We start from the raw sequence: 17,162 nt of genomic DNA on the forward strand, positions 1-17,162 counted from the left end.
CGGAGTGCCCATGGATTCGCAAGCACTGAAGACCTTGCAGCAACTCGATGCCGCCCATCACCTGCACCCGTTCAACGACAACGCAGCATTGGCCGACAAGGGCACGCGCATCCTGACGCGCGGGCAGGGCGTGTATGTGTGGGATGCGGACGGCAACAAGTTGCTGGATGCGTTCGGCGGTTTGTGGTGCGTGAATGTGGGCTACGGGCGCAAGGAGCTCGCGCAGGCGGCGGCGCGGCAGATGGAGCAGTTGGCGTACTACAACAGCTTCTTTCAGTGCACCACCGAGCCCACCATCCATCTGGCCGCCAAGCTGGCCGAGCTCACGCCGGGCGATTTGAATCATGCGTTCTTCGCCAACTCCGGCTCGGAGGCCAACGACACCATCCTGCGGCTGGTGCGGCACTTCTGGGCGGTGCAGGGGCAGCCGGAAAAACGCATCTTCATCGGCCGCCACGACGGCTATCACGGCACCACCATGGCTGGCGCCAGCCTGGGTGGCATGAAAGGCATGCACAAGCAGGGCGGCTTGCCGATTCCCGATATCCACCACATCGCCCCGCCGTATCACTTCGGCGATGGCGGTGAGATGGATCCCGAAGAATACGGGCTGCTGGCAGCGCGCCGCTTGGAAGAAAAGATTCTGCAGCTCGGCCCCGAGAACGTGGCAGCCTTCATCGGCGAGCCGATCATGGGTGCGATCGGGGTCTACATCCCGCCGCGCAGTTACTGGCCGGAAATCGAGCGCATCTGCCGGCGCTACGATGTGCTGCTGGTCGCCGACGAAGTGATCTGCGGCTTCGGGCGTACCGGTGCCTGGTTCGGTGCGGATTACTTCGGCTTCCAGCCCGATGTGATGACGCTCGCCAAGGGCATCACCTCCGGCTATATCCCGTTGGCGGCAGCGATGTTCAACGATCGCGTGGCCGGTGTGCTCAAGACGCACGGCGGCGAGCTGGCGCATGGCGGCACCTATTCCGGGCATCCGGTGTGTGCGGCGGTGGCGTTGGAGAATCTGCGCCTGCTGCAGGACGAAGGCATCGTGGAGACCGCGCGCACGCAGATTGCACCGTATCTGGCACAGCGCTGGGCCGAGCTTGGCGAGCATCGCCTGGTGGGCGAGGCACGCATCGCCGGGCTGGTCGGCGCACTGGAACTGGTGCCGGACAAGCGCCAGCGCGGCACGTATTTCCCCGAGCGCGGGCGGGTGGGGGCGCTGTGCCGCGACTTCGCACCAAAGCGCGGGCTGATCCTGCGCGCCACCTATGACGCCATGCTGCTGTCGCCACCGTTGATCATCACCTGCGAGCAGGTCGATGAGCTGTTCGACAAGGCGTGGGCGGCGCTGGAAGACACCGCGCAGGCGCTGGGCAGATGAGTAGCCCGCATCGCGCGCGCGTCAGCCGGGTGCGGACAACGTGCAGAAGCCGCTATGGTCGAATGCTGCATGCCACCCCGTCCAATGGCCGCGCCCGCCAGGTGCAACGCACGGTCGTTTTCGATAGCCGCTGCAGGCCAGGGAAATAAGCTGGGCAAACAGAAACCCGATGCGTAGGCTGGAACGCTCACCGGCCACACCGCCGGCCCCGCCATGACCGCACTGCTTTGGAGATCCACATGACGTTGCGACTGCTCGCCCTGACGCTGTCCACTACCTTGTTGGCCGCCTGCGGTGGCGGTACTGCGCCAGGTAACGCCGACGCACGGGCCAAGGTGCTCAACGTCTACAACTACTCGGACTACATCGCCGAAGACACCATTCCCGCGTTCGAAAAGAGCAGCGGCATCAAGGTCACCTACGACGTGTTCGACAGCGACGAAATGGTGGAAGCCAAACTACTCGCCGGCGGCAGCGATTACGACGTGGTGGTGCCCACGCTGAGCTTCTTCGGCCGGCAGATCCAGGCCGGGGTGTTCCTGCCGCTGGACAAGAGCAAGATCCCCAACCTGGTCAATCTGGATCCGGACATCATGCGCCGCATCGCCGCGCAGGATCCGGGCAATGCCTTTGGCGTGCCGTACATGATCGGCACCACCGGCATCGGCTACAACGTGGACAAGCTCAAGGCCGTCTTCGGCAGCACCGAGGTCGCCAACAGCTGGGATCTGGTATTCAAGCCGGAAAATCTGTCGAAGTTGAAGGACTGCGGCATCACCATTCTCGACACGCCCTCGGACATGATTCCGATCGCGCTCAATTATCTGGGTCTGGATCCGCACAGCACGGTGCCGGCGGAGATCGAAAAAGCCGCCGCGCTGATCAAGACGATTCGCCCGTACGTGCAGAACTTCCACTCCAGCCAGTACGTGACTTCGCTGGCCAACGGCAATACCTGTCTTGCAGTGGGCTGGTCGGGCGACATCATCCAGGCGCGTGACCGCGCAGTGGAGGCCGGCAATACCGTCAAGGTGGCCTATTCGATCCCGAAGGAAGGCGCGCCGCAGTGGTTCGACATGCTGGCCATTCCCAAGGACGCCAAGCACCCCGACAACGCTTACGCCTTCATCAATTATCTGTTGAAGCCGGAGGTGGCCGCAGCCAACAGCAACTTCATCCACTACGCCAATCCGGTGCGCACCGCCACGCCGCTGGTGGATGCGGCGATCCGCAACGACTCCACCATCTACCCGCCGCCGGAGGTCACCGCCAAGATGTTTACCTACGCGATCAATCCGCCGGAAGTGGACCGTCTGTACACGCGGCTGTGGACCGAGATCAAGACCGGTCGTTGAGGCGTCGGTGGTTTGAAGGCGCGGCCGCGTAGCCAGGTCTTCATAAAGAACCAATCAGTCCAAGCGGCAGCTGACCAGGCTCGTCACGCAATCTGTACCGGGCGGTTCAAATAATTGTATGGTTGCGCCGCCTTCGCCGGACCGCTGATGCGGCACGTCGTTGCGCGCGCCTCGCCCACGACACAGGACGCCTGACTTTGAGCAACCACGATCACCAGTCCAACGACGGCCAGGCTTCGGCCCAGGATGCCCAAGGCAATGCTGCACACAATGAGCAGGAGCCGCCCAAGCCCTCGCCGTTGAAGAACCCCAAGGTGAAGTGGACGCTGATCGTGGTCGGCCTGCTGGTGGTGGTGCTGCTGGCGCTGTGGCTGGCCTACTACCTGATCAAGGGCCGCTACATGCATAGCACCAATAACGCCTATCTGCAGGCCGATTCGGTGGCGGTTGCGCCGCGCGTCAGCGGCTATGTGACCAAGGTGATGGTGGGCGACAACCAGATCGTGGAGGCCGGCCAGCCGCTGCTGCAGATCGACGACCGCACCTACCAGGCGACCTTGCAACAGGCCGAAGCCGCAATCGCCGCGCGCCAGGCCGATATCGCTGCGGCAACCGCCAATGTGTCCGGGCAGGAGTCGTCGCTGGTGCAGGCGCGTAGCCAGGTGACCTCGGCGGCGGCAAGCCTGAAATTCGCCCAGGCCGAAGTGAAGCGCTTCGCCCCGTTGGCCGCCTCCGGTGCAGACACCCACGAACATCAGGAAAGCCTGCAGCACGAACTGGCCCGCGCACGTGCCCAGTACGACGCGGCGCAGGCACAGGCCAAGGGCGCGCAGAGCCAGATCCTGGCCAGCAACGCACAGCTGGAACAGGCGCAGGCCGGCGTGAAGCAGGCCACCGCCGATGCCGACCAGGCCCGCGTGGCGGTGGAAGACACCCTCCTCACCAGCCGCATCCGTGGCCGGGTCGGCGACAAGACCGTGCAGGTGGGCCAGTTCCTCGGCGCCGGTACTCGCACCATGACGATCGTGCCGCAGCAATCGCTGTATTTGGTCGCCAACTTCAAGGAAACCCAGGTCGGCCTGATGCGTCCGGGCCAGCCGGCCGAGATCGAGGTCGATGCGCTGTCGGGCGTGAAGCTGCACGGCAAGATCGAAAGCCTCTCGCCGGGCACCGGTTCGCAATTCGCATTGCTGCCGCCGGAGAACGCCACCGGCAACTTCACCAAGGTGGTGCAGCGCATTCCGGTGCGGATCCGCGTGCTGGCCGGTGACGAGGCGCGCAAGGTGCTGGTGCCGGGCATGTCGGTCGAAGTCACCGTGGATACGCGCTCGGCCAAGGATGCCAAGCAACGGGCCGAGGAGGAATCCGATCGCGTGCAGGCGCAGGAGCGCGCGCGATGAGTGCAGCCGCAGCCACCGGCCCGCGTGCCGGCGGCAGCGCCCAACGCGAGAAGGCCGAACCGGGCGCGTGGCTGGCGGTACTGGCCGGCACCATCGGCTCGTTCATGGCGACGCTGGATATCTCCATCGTCAACGCGGCGCTGCCCACCATCCAGGGCGAAGTCGGCGCCAGCGGCACCGAAGGCACCTGGATTTCCACCGCGTATCTGGTGGCCGAGATCATCATGATCCCGCTCACAGGCTGGTTCGTCCGCACGCTGGGCCTGCGCAACTTCCTGCTGATCTGCGCGGTGATGTTCACTGCGTTCTCGGTGGTGTGCGGTTTGTCGACCTCGTTGACGATGATGATCATCGGCCGCGTCGGGCAGGGCCTGGCCGGCGGTGCGTTGATTCCCACCGCGCTGACCATCGTCGCCACGCGTCTGCCGCCGAGCCAGCAGACCATGGGCACCGCCTTGTTCGGCATGACCGTGATCATGGGCCCGGTGATCGGCCCGCTGCTGGGCGGCTGGCTCACCGAAAACGTCAGCTGGCACTACGCGTTCTTCATCAACGTGCCGATCTGCGTGGGCCTGGTGGCCTTGTTGCTGCTCGGGTTGAAGCATGAAAAAGGCGATTGGGCGGGCCTGCTCGATGCCGACTGGTTGGGCATCTACGGCCTCACCGCCGGCCTGGGCGGGCTCACCGTGGTGCTGGAAGAAGGCCAGCGCGAGCGCTGGTTCGAATCCAGCGAGATCAACATGCTGAGCCTGATCTCCCTGAGCGGATTCATCGCCTTGGTGATCACCCAGTTCCGCCGCCGGCCGCCAGTGATCCACTTGTCGTTGTTGCTGCATCGCAGCTTCGGCGCGGTGTTCGTCATGATCATGGCGGTGGGCATGATCCTGTTCGGTGTCATGTACATGATTCCGCAGTTTCTGGCGGTGATCTCCGGCTACAACACCGAGCAGGCCGGTTACGTGCTGCTGCTGTCCGGTCTGCCGACCGTGCTGCTGATGCCGATGATGCCCAAGCTGCTGGAAGTGGTGGATGTGCGCATTCTGGTGATCGCCGGGCTGATCTGTTTTGCCGCGGCCTGTTTCGTCAATCTGTCGCTGACTGCCGACACCGTGGGCATGCATTTTGTCGCCGGCCAGTTGCTGCAGGGCTGCGGGTTGGCGCTGGCGATGATGTCGTTGAATCAGGCCGCGATTTCGTCGGTGCCGCCCGAGCTGGCCGGCGATGCATCGGGCTTATTCAACGCCGGCCGCAACCTGGGCGGCTCGGTGGGCCTGGCGCTGATCTCCACGTTTCAGGAGCGCCGCATGACCTTCCATACCGAAACCATCGGCAGCGCGATCACCGCCAACGCCTCGCGCGCGCAGGAGTTCCTGTCAGGTCTGGGCGCGCAGATGCAGGGCAGCGCCGGTGCGGAGGCCGCGATCCGCTCGATCGCGCAGCTGGCGCGCCTGGTGCAGCAGCAGGCGCTGGTGATGACCTATAGCGATCTGTTCTGGATCTTCGGCGTGATCGTGGTCTGCACGATTCCGCTGGCCTTTTTGCTCAAGCCGTTACCCAAGGGGGCGCACCTTGCAATGCACTGATTCCATGCGCCTGATCCGCATGCCGCTGGCAGCCGCGCTGAGCGCGGTGCTGCTCGGCGGCTGCATGCTCGGCCCCAACTACACCAAGGCGCCGGTCGTGGCCGATGCGGCCATGCAGGCGCCGGCATTGCATCGCGCCAGTGGCGCCGAGGTGGTCGCCGCTGCGCCGTTGAATCACTGGTGGGAGGAGCTGCACGATCCGATGCTCACCCAACTGGTCACCCAGGCGTTGGCCGACAGCCCCAATCTGCGTGCTGCGCAGGCGCGGCTGTTGGCTAACCGCGCACTGGCACGCCAGCGTCGCGCCGAGCGTCTGCCCAAGCTCAATGCCAGCGCGTTGTACGCGTATGCCGAGCCGCCGCAGACCATCGTCGATACGCTCGGCAACTTGCAGAATGGCCAGAACAGCCAGCCGCCGGCCGCAGGCAGCGAAGAGGCGAGCCTGGACAAGACCCAGATCTACAGCGTCGGCTTCGATGCCAGCTGGGAGCTGGATCTGTTCGGCCGCCGCCGTCGCGCCGCCGAAGGTGCGCTGGCACAGGCGCAAGCCTCCGAAGCCGAGCTGGCCGATGCGCAGGTGCAGCTGGCTGCCGAAGTCGGGCAGGTCTATCTCAACTACCGCGGGCTGCAGGCGCGTCTGGCCATTGCCGACGCCAACCTCGACAAGATCGGGCAGACGCTGCGGCTGACCCAGCAGCGCCGCGAACAAGGCGCTGCTTCGGATCTGCAGGTCGAGCAGATCGCCACGCAAGTGCAGCAGCAACAGGCGCAACGCCTGCCGCTGGACATGCAATCGCAGGAGGCATTGGACCAGCTGGCGTTGATGGTCGGGCGCGAGCCCGGTGCACTGGATACGCAATTGAGCACAGCGCAGCCGTTGCCGATGTTGCCCACCCAGGTGCGTGTGGACGATGCCGGTGCGTTGATCCGTCGCCGCCCCGACGTGCGCAAGGCCGAACGCGAGCTGGCCGCCTCCAGCGCGCAGATCGGCGAGGCATTGAACGGCTATTTCCCGCAGGTGACCTTGCTGGGCGGGCTGAGCTGGGTGGCCGGTTCGCCGGGAGATTTCAATTCCGATGCGTTGACCACGTTGGCGGTGCCGATGTTGCGCTGGTCGATCTTCGATTTCGGCCGCACCAAGGCCCAGGTGGCGCAGGCGCGTGCCGGCAATGCCGGCCGCGAGGCCGCGTACGAGGGTGCCGTGCTGGGTGCGTTGCAGGATGCCAATTCCGCGTTGGCGCGCTTCGGCTCGGCGCGCAAGCAACTGGTGGTGGCGCGGCAGGCCGAAGCCTCGGCCACGCGCTCGGCCGGGCTGATGCAGCAGCGGCGCGATGCCGGCGCCACTTCGTCGATCGACCTGCTCGACGTGCAACGCCAGCAACTATCCGCGCAGGACGCCGCCGCGCAGGCGCAGGTGCAGTTGCTGGTGAACTACGTCGCCTTACAGAAAAGCCTGGGGTTGGGTTGGAGCGAGCCGGCGCAGGAGGCGCGCTGATCGATTTCTGATGCGGCGGGCGCAAGCGCTGCAGCCGCGTGCGGGTTTTGCCATGATGCGGTGAGTGGTCGCTGTGGCGGCACTCGCGCCTTCGCAATCGAGAGGTTTCATGGCACTGACCCAGCAGCTCTCCACCGGCGACACCGCGTATCTGAGCATCAGCGAGGTCCGCAAGGAGTTCGACGGCTTCGTCGCGGTCGACGATGTCAGTCTGCAGATCCGCAAGGGCGAGATCTTCGCGCTGCTGGGCGGCTCGGGCAGCGGCAAGTCCACCTTGCTGCGCTGCCTGGCCGGTTTCGAACGGCCGACCAAGGGGCGCATCGTGCTCGATGGCCAGCCCATCGACGCGTTGCCGCCGTACGAGCGCCCGATCAACATGATGTTCCAGTCGTATGCGCTGTTTCCGCACATGAGCGTGGAGCAGAACATCGCATTCGGATTGAAGCAGGAAGCCTTGTCCAAATCCGCCATCGCCGCGCGTGTCGGCGAGATGCTGGAGCTGGTGCAGCTCGGCAGCTTGGCCAAGCGCAAGCCGCATCAATTATCCGGCGGGCAGCAGCAACGCGTGGCGTTGGCGCGCTCGCTGGCCAAGCGGCCCAAGCTGCTGTTGCTGGACGAACCGATGGGCGCGCTGGACAAGAAGCTGCGCTCGCAGATGCAGCTGGAGCTGGTCAATATCATCGAAACCTCCGGCGTCACCTGCGTCATGGTCACCCACGATCAGGAAGAGGCCATGACCATGGCCACCCGCATCGCGCTGATGGACAAGGGCTGGATCCAGCAGGTCGGCACCCCCGACGAGATCTACGAACAACCGGCCAACCGTTTCGCTGCCGAATTCATCGGCTCGGTCAATCTGATCGACGCGGTCATCGTCGAAGACGAGCCGGATTACGTCGGTTTGAAAACCTCCGCGTTCGACGCCTGCATCCGCATCGGGCATGGCATCACCGGGTTCGCAGGGCAGTCGGTCGCGTTTGCGCTGCGTCCGGAAAAACTCGCCATCGGCAAGGACGAACCCGCGCAGGCCTGCAACAAGGCGCAGGGCGTGATCGAAGACATTGCCTATTTCGGCAGCCATTCGGTGTATCACGTGCGCTTGCCGAGCGGCTTCAAGTTGATGGCCCATTTCGCCAACCGCCAGCGTTGGGCCAGCGAAGCGCTGACCTGGGGCGACGCGGTGTGGGTGGGGTGGGGCGAGGACGATGGCGTGGTGCTGAGCGCATGAGAGCGGCTAGCAAAACTACTGCGCAGCCGCCAGGCGCGCGCGGCCGGTGCTCGGAATCCTCATGTACCACTCGTACACTGCGGTCCCTCCGCGCCGTCCGCGCCCCCCTGGCGACTGCTCGCTACGTTTTGCTAGCCACTCTTCGCCATGCACTGCCGGGCGCACGCTGGGGCGTGATCGCCGCACCGTATCTGTGGCTGCTGCTGTTCTTCGCGATTCCGTTCCTGATCGTGCTGAAGATCTCCTTCGCCGAGCACGCCACCGCAATGCCGCCGTACACGCCGCTGTTCGCCGTGGCTGCCGATGGCGCGGTGAGTATCAAGCTGCATCTGGGCAACTATCTGGCCTTGTTGCGCGACAGCCAGTACGTGGCGGCGTATGCGAGTTCGATCAAGATCGCAGCGATCTCCACTGCGCTTGCGTTGCTGATCGGCTACCCGATGGCCTACGTGATCGCGCGCCTGCCGCTGGCCACGCGCAACGTGGCGATGATGCTGGTGGTGCTGCCGTCGTGGACCTCGTTCCTGATCCGCGTGTACGCCTGGATCGGTATCCTCGACAGCAACGGATTGCTCAATCAGGCGCTGCTGGCACTGGGCGTGATCCGGCAGCCGTTGCACCTGCTGTACACCCCGATCGCCGCCTATATCGGCATCGTCTACTGCTATCTGCCCTTTATGGTATTGCCGCTGTACGCCAATCTGGTCAAGCACGATCAGCGTTTGCTTGAGGCGGCCTACGATCTGGGCGCGCGGCCGTGGCAGGCGTTTGTGCGCATCACCTTGCCGCTCTCGCGCAACGGCATCGTGGCCGGCTGCATGCTGGTGATGATTCCGGCAGTGGGCGAATTCGTCATTCCGGAAATGCTGGGCGGCCCCAACACCTTGATGATCGGCCGCGTGCTGTGGGGCGAGTTCTTCAACAATCGCGACTGGCCAGTGGCCGCTGCGGTGGCCACGGTGATGTTGTTGCTGCTGCTGGTGCCGATCGTGATTTTCCACCGTTATCAACAGCGCGAGCTGGAAGGGCGGCTCACATGATGCGCGCCTCTCGCAGCGGACGCGTGCTTGGCGGCAGCGTGCTCGCGCTGGGTTTCGGCTTTTTGTATCTGCCCATCCTGTTGCTGATGGTGTACTCGTTCAACGCCTCGCGCCTGGCCACCGTGTGGGGCGGTTTTTCCACGCGCTGGTATGGCGAATTGCTGCGCGACCGGCAGTTGCTGGACGCGGCCTGGGTCAGCCTGGAAGTGGCATTCTGGACCGCGTGTGCATCGACAGTGCTGGGCACCATGGCCGCGATGGCGATGGTGCGCATGCGGCGTTTTCCCGGCAAAACCTTGTTCGGTGCCTTGATCACTGCGCCCTTGGTGATGCCGGAAGTGATCATCGGCCTGTCGATCCTGCTGTTGCTGGTGTCGATGGGCGGGGTGCTCGGTATCGCGCCGCGCGGGGCGGTCGCGATCTGGGTGGCGCATGTCACCTTTACCGTCTCGTTCGTCACGGTGGTGATTTCCTCGCGGCTGCAGGAGCTGGATCGTTCGCTGGAAGAAGCCGCGATGGATCTCGGTGCGACACCGCTGAAGGTGTTCTTCCTGATCACCTTGCCGATCATCGCGCCCGCATTGGCCTCGGGCTGGCTGCTCGCCTTTACGCTATCGCTGGACGATGTGGTGATCGCCAGTTTTCTGGCCGGCCCCAATTCCACCACGCTGCCGATCAAGGTATTCGCCTCGGTGCGGCTGGGCATCAGCCCCAAGATCAATGCGCTCGCGACGGTGATGGTGTTGGCGGTGTCGATCGCCGCGGTGATCGGTTGGTGGCTGTTGGCACGCAGCGAAAAACGTCGCCAGCGCGATGCGCAATTGGCTTTGCAATCCGCTCTCTGAGCGCGTGCCGATATTGGAGCGGTAGCAGGCAGCGCTTACATCGACGTGGACTGCACCGCTCGGAACTGCGGTGCACGCAGGGTACATGTGGGTGACGGGCGTCAGCCTTGCTGTTGCGCTGTTGTTTCGTTGGCCGCGCTTACTTGGCTGGAGGCGTGTAGCCGCTATCCCATGGCTGCGGTTTGGTCAAAAAGCACTGGTACTCGGCGCTGATCTTGTAGCCCTGCTGCTCGGTTCTGGGCTGCTCGGCGGGCCGATCATCGCGGTTGCTTTTGCCATCGCGCTTATTGTCTTTGCGTTCCTGCTTGCTCGGATAGATCGTGACCATGTTCGGCAAGGAACTGGCGGTCACGAACTGGCGGATGGCAGTGTCCGAGCAGGCCCGCAGTGCCTCCTCCTCGCATGGCTGGGCAGGGTTGGGCAGGTTGTTGGTGCAAGTCACGGTCACGAATCCGTTCGCGCTGGGGCGTGGCCCGCGCATCACGTCCTGGATGAACGCGCAACCGGGCAGGGATGCGCTTACGACGATCGCCAACGCAGTGCAAAAGAACAAACGCATCGAGGTTCTTCCGTGAGATATCGATTCTGATCAGAGCCGGAATGCTAGAGCATTTCTGGCCCTGTCATGCCATTGCGCAAAGTGAAGTTGGGCCACTGGCGGCAGTCTGTTTCGGGCAGGCGCTTCCGGGCGGTCACGTTGGTCGTCGCAAGCGCCAAGTGATCGCGCTGCGGCATTCCGTCGCGGTGCCGGCAAACACAGCGTTGCAGCGATTTCAGATGGTTGTGACGCGGCTGCAACTTCCAGGCGACTAGCATGGCCGCCTTGCTACAGGAGACCGTCATGTCCTACGACACCGTCAACCCGGCCAATGGCCAGGTCGAGCACACTCAGCAAACCCTGGATGCCGCCGCCATCGAAGCGCGTCTGGCCGCTGCCGCCAAGGCGTTTCCCACCTGGGCGGCGCTGCCGTTGGCAGAGCGTGGCGCCTTGCTGCGCCGCGTCGGTGAAGAGCTGAGCAAACGGCGCGACGATCTGCAGCGCATCATGACTGCCGAGATGGGCAAGTTGCGCCATGAAGCGCTGGCCGAGGTCGACAAGTGCGCGCAGGGTTGCGCGTACTACGCAGATCACGCGGCCGAGTATCTGGCACCGCGCGACATTCCGACCGAAGCGCAATCCAGCTACGTACGTTACGAGCCGTTGGGCTGCGTCTTTGCGGTGATGCCATGGAATTTCCCGTTGTGGCAGGCGTTTCGCTTTCTCGCACCGGGCCTGATGGCCGGCAACGTCGCGTTGCTCAAGCACGCCAGCAATGTGCCGCGTTGCGCCGATGCGATGAAAGAAGTGCTCGATGCTGCTGGTATTCCGCCGGGCGTGTTCGATGTGCTGCATATCGACAACGACCAGGCGGCTGACGTGTTGCGCGACGATCGCATCGCCGCAGTGACGCTCACCGGCAGCGAGCGTGCGGGCCGGTCGCTGGCCGCAAACGCGGGCGACCAGTTGAAGAAGTGCGTGATGGAACTCGGCGGCAGCGATGCCTTCGTGGTGCTGGAAGACGCCGATCTGGAGCACACCGTCACGTCTGCCGTGCAGTCGCGTTTCGACAACAGCGGGCAGACCTGCATCGCCGCCAAGCGCTTCATCGTGGTGGATGCGATTGCCGATCAGTTCATCGAACGCTTTGTCGCTGCCGCGTCCAAGCGCGTGCTCGGCGACCCGCAGCAGGAAACCACCACGCTCGCGCCGATGGCACGCGCCGACCTGCGCGACGAGTTACACAAGCAGGTGCAGGCCAGCGTGGAGAAGGGCGCAAAGGTGCTGCTCGGTGGCGAGCCTGTGGCTGGCTCGCATGCAGGCTATCCCGCCACCATTCTCGACCGTGTTGCCCCGGGCATGCCGGCTTACGAGGAAGAGTTGTTCGGCCCGGTCGCCTCGGTGATCCGCGTGGCCGACGAAGCAGAAGCGGTGCGTGTGGCCAACGACACCACCTTCGGACTGGGCGGCAGCGTGTGGACGGCAGATGCCAAACGTGGCGAGCGCGTGGCGCAGCAGTTGCAATGCGGTGCGGCGTTCGTCAATTCGGTGGTCAAGAGTGATGTGCGTTTGCCATTCGGTGGGATCAAGCGCTCCGGTTTCGGGCGCGAGCTTGCCGAGCATGGCATTCATGAGTTCATGAATATCAAGACGATCTATGTGGCTTGATTGCTGGGATTGGTGAGTCGGGATTGGGGATTCGCACAATCCCGGATCGCACAATCAGGATTTGTACAAGCGATGCACTTCCCTTCTCCCGTCGGGAGAAGGTGCCCGAAGGGCGGATGAGGGTACGGGTTACACGCGGTCAACGATGCGGCTCTAACCAATCCCGAATCCCAACTCCCCAATCCCGGCCGCAAAGCGGCCTCACAGCCACCGCGCGCGCTTGAACAGGCGATAAAGCACCAGGCACGAGCCAACTACACCGGCTACCAGCAGCGGGTACGCGTAGCGTTTGTCCAGCTCGGGCATGTGGGTGAAGTTCATGCCGTACCAACTGGTGATCAGCGTAGGGGCGGCCAGCAATGCGGCCCATGCGCCTAAGCGTTTGACCGTCTCGCCCTGGGCCAGGGTCACCATCGACAGGTTCACGCTCAGCGCGGTGCCCAGCATTTCGCGCAAGGTGTCGATGGCGTCGTTGATGCGCACGGCGTGATCGAGCACGTCGCGCAGGTAGATGCCGACTTCTTCGTGGATCAGCGAGCCCGGGTTGCGCTTCAGGTGCGAGAGCACGTCCTGCAGCGGCGCCACCACCAGCCGCATCTTGTTGAGTTCGCGCTTGAGTTCGTACAGGCGCACCACGGTCTCGCGCTTGTAGTTGTCGGCGAAGATGTCTTTTTCCAGGCCTTCCAGCGTGTCGCGGAACTCATCCATGATCGGCAGATAATTGTCGACCACGAAGTCGAGCACGCCGTACAGGCAGAACGAGGCGCCCATGCGCAGCATCGCCGGTTCGCGTTCGACCCGGTGCCGCACCGGCGTATACGACAGCGAGGCACCATGCCGAACGGTCAACAAGAAGCGTGTGCCGAGAAACGCGTGCGTCTCGCCATAGCGGATGCGCTCGTTGACCAGCTGGGCAGTATTGACCACGACGAACAGCGAATTGCCGTAGCTCTCGGCCTTGGGCCGTTGGTGCGCCTTGAGCGCATCTTCGATGGCCAGATCGTGCAGGCCGAACTCGTCCTGCAGCTTGTGCAGCACCGATTCCTGCGGCTCGTACAGACCGACCCAGACAAAGCCATCCGGGCGCTGCAGCACGTCGCTGATCTGCTCCAAGCTGATGTCGTGGCGTTCGGCATCGCCGTCGTAATACGCGCAGGTGATGACGCAGGACGGGTTGTCCGGATGGCGGCCGTGATGGTTCATGGGCGCATCCTGGATCAGCGCGTGCGGATGGACAAGTCACGCCGCCGCAAGGCGATCGCGAGCGCTGCGTGGATCGGCAACAGCAGCAGTACCCATTGCAGATTGTCCTGCGCCTGGAACGACAACCAATGAATCAGCAGGGCCACCAATGCGGCGGCGGCAACCACCCAGCGCAGCACATCGAACCAGCGTCCGGGCCGGCGCCCGCGCAGCACTGCGATGCCGCCGATCAGCAACAGCGCGCACAGCGGGTTGACCAATAACAGGTTGCGGTTGGCCCAGGCCGATTGATGCGCCGTGAAGCCCCACAGATACACCAGCAGGCCGCCGCCGATCGCGCACAGCAGCCAGTACGGCAGCGCAAGTGCGGCCAACAGGCGTTGTCGGCGGCCCAGCGCCAACACGCCGGCAGCGACGATCAGCCCGGTCAGCAGCCACGGCCACCAATGCTGTTGCTGTTCGTCCGGCTCCGGTGCGATGCGATGCGGCAGCAAGACCTGGGTGGATTGCACCAACGGGCGGCCGGCGCTGTTGTGCACCTGGGTCAGGCTGTCGGCAAGGCGCATCGGTACGAAGGCTTCTTCCCAGCGCGATAGCGGGCGATCTGCGTACGGCCCCAGGCCCAGGTCGAAACCCAGCCACATCCACGGGGCAGGGGAAGCCAGCCGCACCGCTTCGCTGCGGAAGGTGTTGCCGCGCGAACGACCGGCCAGCTGCGATTTCAGCGCGCCGCCCATCGCTCTATCCAGCGTGTCGCGGACCATCGTGGCGCAGTTGGCCACGAAATAATCGTAGTGATAGCGCGCGTTTTCGGGCTGGCTGCGCACGGCCAGCCCGTCGGCCAGTGCGCGCGCCTGTTCGGGCGGCAGATCCAGCCACTGGATGCTGACCCCGCGGCCGACGTTACGGTACTGCGACAGATCTTCCTCCAGCGGCAATGCCACCAGGTAATACATCATCTCGCCGCGGGTAAAGCGCGGCACGAAGTCCGGCTCGCTCGGGTCGAAAAAGCCGAAGTTGTACGAGGTGGCCTGCTGCGTGATCGGGTCCACGACCACGATGGCATCGTGGCCGAAGCGTTCGAAAAACACTTCGCCGGGCTGCATGGTGACCACGCCAACGCGCGGTGCCGGCCCGGTCGTTTCGACTGGCGCCTGAGCGACTGCCACCGGTGCGATCAGCAACGCCAACAACGCCAGGATGCAGAACGCAGCCCATCGCCGAACGCTGCCGCGGCTCAACGCTGCAGCGGAAATGCCATGCAACGGGTTCAAGCGTCGTCCTGCGGGTCGGGCGGCAATATGGTGACGTGGAAGGCGTGCACGCGCCGCGCATCGGCTTTGGCCACGCGGAATGCAAAGCGCCCCAGGGTCAGCTCTTCACCGGTTTCCGGCAGATGCCCGATTGCATCGGTGACCAGGCCACCGACGGTGTCGTACTCGTCGTCGGGAAAGTCGGCGCCGAAGCGTTCGTTGAAGTCTTCGATTGGCGTCAGCGCATCGACCACGTAACGGCCGTCGGCCTGGATCGCGATCAGCGAATTCTCTTCTTCGGCATCGTCGTGCTCGTCGTCGATCTGGCCGACGATCTGCTCCAGCACGTCTTCGATGGTGACCAGCCCGGCGACGCCGCCGTACTCGTCCACCACGATCGCCATGTGGTTGCGCGACAGGCGGAATTCCTTGAGCAGCACGTTGAGCTTCTTCGACTCCGGGATCAGCACCGCCGGGCGTAGCAGCTCGCGTACGTTGCCAGGGCCGTTGTCGGCGACCACGCCGCGCAACAAATCCTTGGCCAGCAGGATGCCGAGCACTTCGTCCTTGTTCTCGCCGTGCACCGGGAAGCGCGAATGGCCGGATTCGACCACTTGCTGCATCAGGTCGAGAAAGCGCGCCTCTACGGGGAGCGAGACCATTTGCGAGCGCGAAATCATCACGTCGCCCACGGTGAGCTCGGACACGGAGATCGCGCCTTCCATCATGCGTAAGGTGTCTGCGGCGATGAGACCGTCTTGCTCGGCGGTCCGCAGCAGCGCGACCAGTTCGTCGCGGGTGTGGGGTTCGCCAGAGAAGGCAGCGCTCAGGCGCTCGAGCCAGCTACGGCGTTTTTCGGGTGTTTCTTGGGATTGGCTACTGTCGTCTTCGGACATCGTGACGGGGGACGGCACCCGGCAAACCAGGCGATAGCGGTCAGTCTAACAGGAAGCCGCTAAGGCGCTGTGGACAGGGCGCAGGGGCGCCCGCTGTCAGGGTAGATCCAGGCTGTAACCGCAGCCGACCACGGTCTTGCCGGGGTGCGATTTCACGTTGGAGACGCTGAGCACCACCGATTCGATCATCGCCTCGCCGGTCTTCGGATTGGTGGTGTCTTCGCTGACCAGCTCGCGGCCGTACATGATCTTGTCGGCGTTATCCACACCCAGTTCCAGGTTCAACTGTTTGGCCAGCGGGCGTGGGTCGGGCAGGTCCAGCAACGCCATGATGCTGGCGCCGGAAAACGCGATGTGGGTGGTGCTGTGGCCGAACACGCTGATCGGCGTGTTGAGCGTGTATTCGGTCATGAACAGGTTGGCCTGCTCCAGCGGCGTCCAGCCCAGCGCGACCGCTTTGAGCGGGTCGGCCAGTACCGGCGCCAACGCGTTGAAGTCGCCGATACGTTGGCGGCATTCGATCAACGCGGACAGGTCGGGCCGCACCGGCGCGGCCTGGGCCCAGGCGGTGGAGGAGGTCAGCAACAGCAAAACAGCTGCGACGCTGGCACGCATCAAAGTTCCCCCGCGTACGGGTCGTCGATGCCGAGATCGGCCAGGATCTCGCGTTCGAGTTGTTCCATCGCATCGGCCTCCTTGTCGTCTTCGTGGTCCCAGCCGAGCAGATGCAAGGTGCCATGCACGGTCAGATGCGCGTAATGCGAGGCCAGCGATTTGCCTTGTTCGGCCGCCTCGCGTGCCACCACCGGCGCGCAGATCACCAGATCGCCCAGCAGCGGCATCTTGACGCCCTTGGGCAGGCCTTCGGGCAACTCGGCCGGGAAGCTCAGCACATTGGTGGCGTAATCCTTGCCGCGGTAATGATGGTTGAGCGAGCAGCCTTCCTTCTCATCGACAATGCGCACCGCCAGATCGGCCTCGCGGATGCGTCCCTTCAGCGCGGCAGCCACCCACTTGCGAAAACTCACCGCCGAGGGCAAACCGGCGCGCGGCAGCGCGTAACTGACAGCGACGTCGAGACGGACAGGTCCACGGGTCATGGCGAGAGTTTCCTGGGCAAGAGGGATTCAGTGGGAGCAGGTGATCGGCGACTTCACTGCGGGCCCACCGGCAACGCCGTCACTCGCACGAGCGAGCGGGCCACGGCTGCAGCCACGATTGTAATCCCGGACATTCACGGTTGAAACGACGCCGGATTGTCGCGGTCTGCGGCCCCCGCG

15 protein-coding genes and 1 other RNA gene are annotated in these 17,162 nt (G+C 64.3%); 10 read left to right on the plus strand and 6 right to left on the minus strand.

The features are described 5' to 3' along the window. Nucleotides 1-10: 10 nt before the first annotated feature. The 9 genes from NDY25_RS19040 to NDY25_RS19080 all read left to right on the plus strand — a co-directional run bounded on the left by NDY25_RS19040 (nt 11) and on the right by NDY25_RS19080 (nt 10,324). A complete protein-coding gene (locus tag NDY25_RS19040) occupies nt 11-1,378 on the plus strand; it encodes an aspartate aminotransferase family protein (RefSeq protein ID WP_256627629.1) in 1,368 nt (455 codons plus the stop codon). A gap of 239 nt (nt 1,379-1,617) precedes the next feature. Next, nucleotides 1,618-2,733 (plus strand): polyamine ABC transporter substrate-binding protein, encoded by a 1,116-nt coding sequence (locus NDY25_RS19045; protein ID WP_168957335.1) that lies wholly within the window; start codon nt 1,618-1,620, stop codon nt 2,731-2,733. Between the two features lie 197 nt (nt 2,734-2,930). Next, on the plus strand, nt 2,931-4,133 hold the full coding sequence (locus NDY25_RS19050; RefSeq protein ID WP_251754901.1) for an HlyD family secretion protein: 1,203 nt from the start codon (nt 2,931-2,933) through the stop codon (nt 4,131-4,133). Next, on the plus strand, nt 4,130-5,716 hold the full coding sequence (locus tag NDY25_RS19055; protein ID WP_104551716.1) for an MDR family MFS transporter: 1,587 nt from the start codon (nt 4,130-4,132) through the stop codon (nt 5,714-5,716). The genes NDY25_RS19050 and NDY25_RS19055 overlap by 4 nt, the downstream gene beginning before the upstream one ends. Before the next feature lie 4 nt (nt 5,717-5,720). After that, the gene (locus NDY25_RS19060; protein WP_168957337.1) at nt 5,721-7,211 is read left to right on the plus strand and encodes an efflux transporter outer membrane subunit; all 1,491 of its coding nucleotides are present in this window, start codon (nt 5,721-5,723) and stop codon (nt 7,209-7,211) included. 109 nt (nt 7,212-7,320) lie between these two features. Further along, nucleotides 7,321-8,439, plus strand: a complete 1,119-nt coding sequence (locus NDY25_RS19065; protein ID WP_168957338.1) for an ABC transporter ATP-binding protein — start codon at nt 7,321-7,323, stop codon at nt 8,437-8,439. A gap of 61 nt (nt 8,440-8,500) precedes the next feature. After that, a non-coding RNA gene (locus NDY25_RS19070) (sX9 sRNA) lies at nt 8,501-8,576 on the plus strand. After that, the gene (locus tag NDY25_RS19075) at nt 8,568-9,479 is read left to right on the plus strand and encodes an ABC transporter permease subunit (RefSeq protein WP_168957339.1); all 912 of its coding nucleotides are present in this window, start codon (nt 8,568-8,570) and stop codon (nt 9,477-9,479) included. The genes NDY25_RS19070 and NDY25_RS19075 overlap by 9 nt, the downstream gene beginning before the upstream one ends. After that, a complete protein-coding gene (locus tag NDY25_RS19080; RefSeq protein WP_023904264.1) occupies nt 9,476-10,324 on the plus strand; it encodes an ABC transporter permease subunit in 849 nt (282 codons plus the stop codon). Before NDY25_RS19075 ends, NDY25_RS19080 begins: the two co-directional genes overlap by 4 nt. A 139-nt stretch (nt 10,325-10,463) precedes the next feature. On the opposite strand, the gene NDY25_RS19085 is transcribed toward NDY25_RS19080, so the two are convergent. Beyond that, nucleotides 10,464-10,859, minus strand: coding sequence for a hypothetical protein (locus tag NDY25_RS19085; protein WP_251757074.1), 396 nt, complete (start codon nt 10,857-10,859; stop codon nt 10,464-10,466). Between the two features lie 279 nt (nt 10,860-11,138). On the opposite strand from NDY25_RS19085, the gene NDY25_RS19090 reads away from it, so the two are divergent. Beyond that, nucleotides 11,139-12,530, plus strand: coding sequence for an NAD-dependent succinate-semialdehyde dehydrogenase (locus tag NDY25_RS19090; RefSeq protein WP_180336510.1), 1,392 nt, complete (start codon nt 11,139-11,141; stop codon nt 12,528-12,530). A 201-nt stretch (nt 12,531-12,731) separates the two neighbouring features. On the opposite strand, the gene NDY25_RS19095 is transcribed toward NDY25_RS19090, so the two are convergent. From NDY25_RS19095 to ybeY, 5 genes are all read right to left on the minus strand, one after another. Beyond that, complete coding sequence (locus NDY25_RS19095; RefSeq protein ID WP_006449555.1) at nt 12,732-13,733, minus strand: magnesium and cobalt transport protein CorA; 1,002 nt, start codon at nt 13,731-13,733, stop codon at nt 12,732-12,734. 14 nt (nt 13,734-13,747) lie between these two features. Continuing rightward, nucleotides 13,748-14,974 (minus strand): lipoprotein N-acyltransferase Lnb domain-containing protein, encoded by a 1,227-nt coding sequence (locus NDY25_RS19100; protein WP_425510791.1) that lies wholly within the window; start codon nt 14,972-14,974, stop codon nt 13,748-13,750. Between the two features lie 29 nt (nt 14,975-15,003). Beyond that, nucleotides 15,004-15,882 carry a CorC family transporter gene (locus NDY25_RS19105; protein ID WP_104550075.1) on the minus strand — a complete coding sequence of 293 codons (879 nt, stop codon included), beginning with the start codon at nt 15,880-15,882 and terminating at the stop codon, nt 15,004-15,006. A 96-nt stretch (nt 15,883-15,978) separates the two neighbouring features. Further along, nucleotides 15,979-16,497: a hypothetical protein gene (locus tag NDY25_RS19110; RefSeq protein WP_168957342.1), complete on the minus strand. Its 519-nt coding sequence runs from the start codon at nt 16,495-16,497 to the stop codon at nt 15,979-15,981. Continuing rightward, the gene (gene ybeY, locus NDY25_RS19115) at nt 16,497-16,982 is read right to left on the minus strand and encodes an rRNA maturation RNase YbeY (RefSeq protein ID WP_023904257.1); all 486 of its coding nucleotides are present in this window, start codon (nt 16,980-16,982) and stop codon (nt 16,497-16,499) included. The genes NDY25_RS19110 and ybeY overlap by 1 nt, the downstream gene beginning before the upstream one ends. Nucleotides 16,983-17,162 lie beyond the last annotated feature (180 nt).

Origin of the sequence: Xanthomonas hortorum pv. pelargonii, assembly GCF_024499015.1 — a bacterium.
In the GTDB taxonomy this organism is placed as follows: domain Bacteria; phylum Pseudomonadota; class Gammaproteobacteria; order Xanthomonadales; family Xanthomonadaceae; genus Xanthomonas; species Xanthomonas hortorum_B.

What these genes read in the sequence shown, in the direction of transcription:
- NDY25_RS19090 (WP_180336510.1), top strand. Translation starts at nt 11,139, where the DNA reads ATGGCCGCCTTGCTACAGGAGACCGTCATGTCCTACGACACCGTCAAC.
- NDY25_RS19110 (WP_168957342.1), bottom strand. Translation starts at nt 16,497, where the DNA reads ATGCGTGCCAGCGTCGCAGCTGTTTTGCTGTTGCTGACCTCCTCCACC.
- NDY25_RS19045 (WP_168957335.1), top strand. Translation starts at nt 1,618, where the DNA reads ATGACGTTGCGACTGCTCGCCCTGACGCTGTCCACTACCTTGTTGGCC.
- NDY25_RS19080 (WP_023904264.1), top strand. Translation starts at nt 9,476, where the DNA reads ATGATGCGCGCCTCTCGCAGCGGACGCGTGCTTGGCGGCAGCGTGCTC.
- NDY25_RS19055 (WP_104551716.1), top strand. Translation starts at nt 4,130, where the DNA reads ATGAGTGCAGCCGCAGCCACCGGCCCGCGTGCCGGCGGCAGCGCCCAA.
- NDY25_RS19040 (WP_256627629.1), top strand. Translation starts at nt 11, where the DNA reads ATGGATTCGCAAGCACTGAAGACCTTGCAGCAACTCGATGCCGCCCAT.
- NDY25_RS19065 (WP_168957338.1), top strand. Translation starts at nt 7,321, where the DNA reads ATGGCACTGACCCAGCAGCTCTCCACCGGCGACACCGCGTATCTGAGC.
- ybeY (WP_023904257.1), bottom strand. Translation starts at nt 16,982, where the DNA reads ATGACCCGTGGACCTGTCCGTCTCGACGTCGCTGTCAGTTACGCGCTG.
- NDY25_RS19105 (WP_104550075.1), bottom strand. Translation starts at nt 15,882, where the DNA reads ATGTCCGAAGACGACAGTAGCCAATCCCAAGAAACACCCGAAAAACGC.
- NDY25_RS19060 (WP_168957337.1), top strand. Translation starts at nt 5,721, where the DNA reads ATGCGCCTGATCCGCATGCCGCTGGCAGCCGCGCTGAGCGCGGTGCTG.
- NDY25_RS19095 (WP_006449555.1), bottom strand. Translation starts at nt 13,733, where the DNA reads ATGAACCATCACGGCCGCCATCCGGACAACCCGTCCTGCGTCATCACC.